Raw genomic sequence first — 4,802 nt, forward strand, 5'->3', positions numbered from 1 at the left:
AGCGGGATTAGACACCGAATACAGAAAGGGTGGTATTTCAACGTTGGCTCCACGACGCCTGGCGACGCCGCTTCAAAGCCTCCCACCTATCCTACACATCCTGTACCCAATGTCAATGTTAAATTGTAGTGAAGGTGCATGGGGTCTTTCCGTCCCGTTGCGGGTACCCGGCGTCTTCACCGGGACCACAATTTCACCGAGCTCATGGCTGAGACAGCGCCCAGATCGTTACACCATTCGTGCAGGTCGGAACTTACCCGACAAGGAATTTCGCTACCTTAGGACCGTTATAGTTACGGCCGCCGTTTACTGGGGCTTCGATTCAATGCTTCTCCTTGCGGATGACATCCCCTCTTAACCTTCCAGCACCGGGCAGGTGTCAGGCCTTATACCTCATCTTTCGATTTTGCAAAGCCATGTGTTTTTGTTAAACAGTCGCCTGGGCCTTTTCACTGCGGCTGACATTGCTGTCAGCGCCCCTTCTCCCGAAGTTACAGGGCCATTTTGCCGAGTTCCTTAGCCATGATTCACTCGAGCACCTTAGAATCCTCTTCCCGGATACCTGTGTCGGTTTGCGGTACGGGTTTTTATAACCTGGAGCTTAGCGGTTTTTCTTGGAAGTCTGATTACCTGCACTATCCACTCAGCCGAAGCCTTGCGGTACTATCAGCGTTCAGCACACTCGGCGGATTTGCCTACCAAATGTATACCTACAGCCTTCAACGATCTATTCCGTCAGATCGCGGCAGTGTCACTACTCCGTCCCCACATCGCAGTTATAAAAAGTACTGGAATATTAACCAGTTGTCCATCGAATTTCCCCTTCGGGTTCTCCTTAGGTCCCGACTGACCCTGATCCGATTAGCGTTGATCAGGAAACCTTATCCTTTCGGTGGGCGGGTTTCTCGCCCGCCTTATCGTTACTTATGCCTACATTTGCTTTTCTAGAAGCTCCAGCACCCATTACCAGATACCTTCGCTGCCGCTAGAATGCTCCCCTACCGATATATTTCAATCCCATAGCTTCGGTGTACAGTTTAATGCCCGTTTATTATCCATGCCCGATCGCTCGACTAGTGAGCTGTTACGCACTCTTTAAATGAATGGCTGCTTCCAAGCCAACATCCTAGCTGTCTGTGCAATCGGACCTCGTTAGTTCAACTTAACTGTAACTTGGGGACCTTAGCTGATGGTCTGGGTTCTTTCCCTCTCGGCGCGTGACCTTAGCACCCCGCGCCTCACTGCCGGTTATATTATATAGCATTCGGAGTTTGTCTGGATTTGGTAGGATTTGACTCCCCCGCACCCAATCAGTAGCTCTACCTCTATATAACTCTACACCGACGCTGTTCCTAAAAACATTTCGGGGAGTACGAGCTATTTCCCAGTTTGATTAGCCTTTCACCCCTACCCACAGATCATCCGGAAACTTTTCAACGTTTATCGGTTCGGTCCTCCAGTACGTGTTACCGCACCTTCAACCTGTCCATGGGTAGATCACAAGGTTTCGCGTCTACCTCCTCTGACTATACGCCCTGTTCAGACTCGCTTTCGCTTCGGATCCGTGCCTGAAGCACTTAACCTTGCCAGAGAAGAGTAACTCGTAGGCTCATTATGCAAAAGGCACGCCGTCACGCCACCTGGACGCTCCGACCGCTTGTAAGTACACGGTTTCAGGTTCTATTTCACTCCCCTGTTCGGGGTTCTTTTCACCTTTCCCTCACGGTACTGGTTCACTATCGGTCTCTCAGGAGTATTTAGCCTTACCGGATGGTGCCGGCAGATTCCCACAAGGCGTCTCCGACCTCGCGGTACTCAGGATACTACTAGGCTAGCATTCTATACGTGTACTGGGCTATCACCATGTACCGCCGGGCTTCCCATCCCGTTCCACTTCTGTTTGCTAATACCACATCGTAGTCCTACAACCCCAACATTGCCGTAACAATATTGGTTTGGGCTCTTTCCCTTTCGCTCGCCACTACTCAGGAAATCATTGTTATTTTCTCTTCCTCTGCTTACTTAGATGTTTCAGTTCGGCAGGTTTGCTCATTATATGTGACTAGTCTTCAACTAGCCGGGTTGCCCCATTCGGAAATCTTCGGATCAGTTCCTATTTGCAAATACCCGAAGCTTATCGCAGCTTATCACGTCCTTCATCGCCTCTGAGAGCCAAGGCATCCCCCGTGTACTCTTTATTACTTTCTTCTACTCATGCGCCTTTTGCGCCGCATGGTATGCTTTTTTGCTCTTGTTATGATGTCTCATTCCCGACTTTACGTCGGGAGAGCACAAACACAACAGTCGCCTATTGTTGTTTGCTCTTCTTTTTTAACTTCTTCCAATATGTCAAAGAACTTTACTGTGGCTGAAGGGGGAAGGTATAAGGGTGGAGGGTTTCATGTGCCCTGACCCAAGCTTCCGTTCAGCTACGTTAGTAAAAAACTGCGGTCTCGAACCGTTTCTGATGTATTTTTACATCCGTGCCCCGTGGCGTTTCTTCTTTCTTAATGATGTCAATGTATATTACCGATCCAGGCAATTCCTTATTTTTTTGTTGCGGTTTGTATTGGCTATGGGTTATACCCTTAAGCCTTCTACCTTTAAACCCTCAACCTTTAATGGTGGAGAATAACGGAGTCGAACCGTTGACCTCCTGCGTGCAAGGCAGGCGCTCTAGCCAGCTGAGCTAATCCCCCAAAAGTCAGTTATCAGTTTGCAGTTATCAGTTTGCAGTAATTTAAAACTGTCAACTGTAAACCGCCAATTGTAAACTTCAATGTAGTCCCGTCCAGATTTGAACTGGAGACCCCTACATTATCAGTGTAGTGCTCTAACCAGGCTGAGCTACGGGACTGTTGTTTCAAGGCAAGCGCTTTGTCGCAGTATATAGTACCTTACCGCTACTGCTCCCTTTTTGGCTTCCCCTTCATTAGTCCGTTAAGCCTGCCCTTATAGCAGCCCACCGTTTTCTTCTGGGTGTTTCTTTTTTTCTCTTTTAGTATAAAGTAGTAAGTATCGTGTATCAGGACCTTAAGCCTTCAAACCTTTAACCTTCTACCTTATCTGAAATATCATGTTGCGAGGCGGGCAGGTGATCCTGCTCCAGAAAGGAGGTATTCCAGCCGCACCTTCCGGTACGGCTACCTTGTTACGACTTAGCCCCAGTTACCGGTTTTACCCTAGGACGCTCCTTGCGGTTACATACTTTAGGTACCCCCAGCTTCCATGGCTTGACGGGCGGTGTGTACAAGGCCCGGGAACGTATTCACCGCGTCATTGCTGATACGCGATTACTAGCGAATCCAACTTCATGGGGTCGAGTTGCAGACCCCAATCCGAACTGTGAATGGCTTTGTGAGATTCGCATCATATTGCTATGTAGCTGCCCTCTGTACCATCCATTGTAGCACGTGTGTAGCCCCGGACGTAAGGGCCATGATGACTTGACGTCGTCCCCTCCTTCCTCTCTGTTTGCACAGGCAGTCTGTTTAGAGTCCCCATCATTACATGCTGGCAACTAAACATAGGGGTTGCGCTCGTTGCGGGACTTAACCCAACACCTCACGGCACGAGCTGACGACAGCCATGCAGCACCTAGTTTCGTGTGATTGCTCACTTATCCATCTCTGGATAATTCACTAACTTTCAAGCCCGGGTAAGGTTCCTCGCGTATCATCGAATTAAACCACATGCTCCTCCGCTTGTGCGGGCCCCCGTCAATTCCTTTGAGTTTCACCCTTGCGGGCGTACTCCCCAGGTGGAACACTTAACGCTTTCGCTTAGCCGCTGACTGTGTATCGCCAACAGCGAGTGTTCATCGTTTAGGGCGTGGACTACCAGGGTATCTAATCCTGTTTGATCCCCACGCTTTCGTGCCTCAGCGTCAATAAGACCATAGTAAGCTGCCTTCGCAATCGGTGTTCTGAGACATATCTATGCATTTCACCGCTACTTGTCTCATTCCGCCTACCTCTAGTCCATTCAAGCCCATCAGTATCAAGGGCACTGCGATAGTTGAGCTACCGTCTTTCACCCCTGACTTAACAGGCCGCCTACGCACCCTTTAAACCCAATAAATCCGGATAACGCTTGGATCCTCCGTATTACCGCGGCTGCTGGCACGGAGTTAGCCGATCCTTATTCTTCCGGTACATTCAGCACATTACACGTAATGTGGTTTATTCCCGGATAAAAGCAGTTTACAACCCATAGGGCAGTCTTCCTGCACGCGGCATGGCTGGTTCAGAGTTGCCTCCATTGACCAATATTCCTTACTGCTGCCTCCCGTAGGAGTCTGGTCCGTGTCTCAGTACCAGTGTGGGGGGCCATCCTCTCAGATCCCCTAGTCATCGTCGCCTTGGTGGGCCGTTACCCCGCCAACTAGCTAATGACACGCATGCCCATCTTCATCCCATAAATGTTTGATCATTGGATAATGCCATCCTGTGATTTTATGCGGTATTAATCCGGATTTCTCCGGGCTATCCCCCAGATAAAGGTAGGTTGCATACGCGTTACGCACCCGTGCGCCACTTTCTCATCCAGCAAGCTGCATGATATCGTTCGACTTGCATGTATTAGGCCTGCCGCTAGCGTTCATCCTGAGCCAGGATCAAACTCTCCATTGTAAAATGTTGTTTTTGATTCTGACCAGTTTTAACTATCGTTAAAAATAGTCTTCTTTTGTGTTGTCTGTCAGACACCACCTTTAAAATAAAGCCGTTAACCATGTACTTCGGTCAGTACTCCATTAAACCCGCTTTCGCTACATTGACATCTCTTTTAAGAACTTGTTCGGC

2 tRNA genes and 2 rRNA genes are annotated in these 4,802 nt (G+C 49.1%); all 4 read right to left on the reverse strand.

From position 1 onward, the window contains the following. Positions 1-2,208, reverse strand: a 23S ribosomal RNA gene (locus ACS5PU_RS24240); the annotation flags it as partial. Positions 2,209-2,622: 414 nt separating this feature from the next. Further along, a tRNA-Ala gene (locus ACS5PU_RS24245) sits at positions 2,623-2,699 on the reverse strand. Between the two features lie 83 nt (positions 2,700-2,782). Next, positions 2,783-2,857: transfer RNA gene (locus ACS5PU_RS24250), tRNA-Ile, on the reverse strand. 252 nt (positions 2,858-3,109) lie between these two features. Continuing rightward, positions 3,110-4,631 (reverse strand): 16S ribosomal RNA (locus tag ACS5PU_RS24255). Positions 4,632-4,802: the final 171 nt, after the last annotated feature.

The organism is Pedobacter sp. GSP4 (assembly GCF_051857575.1).
In the GTDB taxonomy this organism is placed as follows: Bacteria; Bacteroidota; Bacteroidia; order Sphingobacteriales; family Sphingobacteriaceae; genus Pedobacter.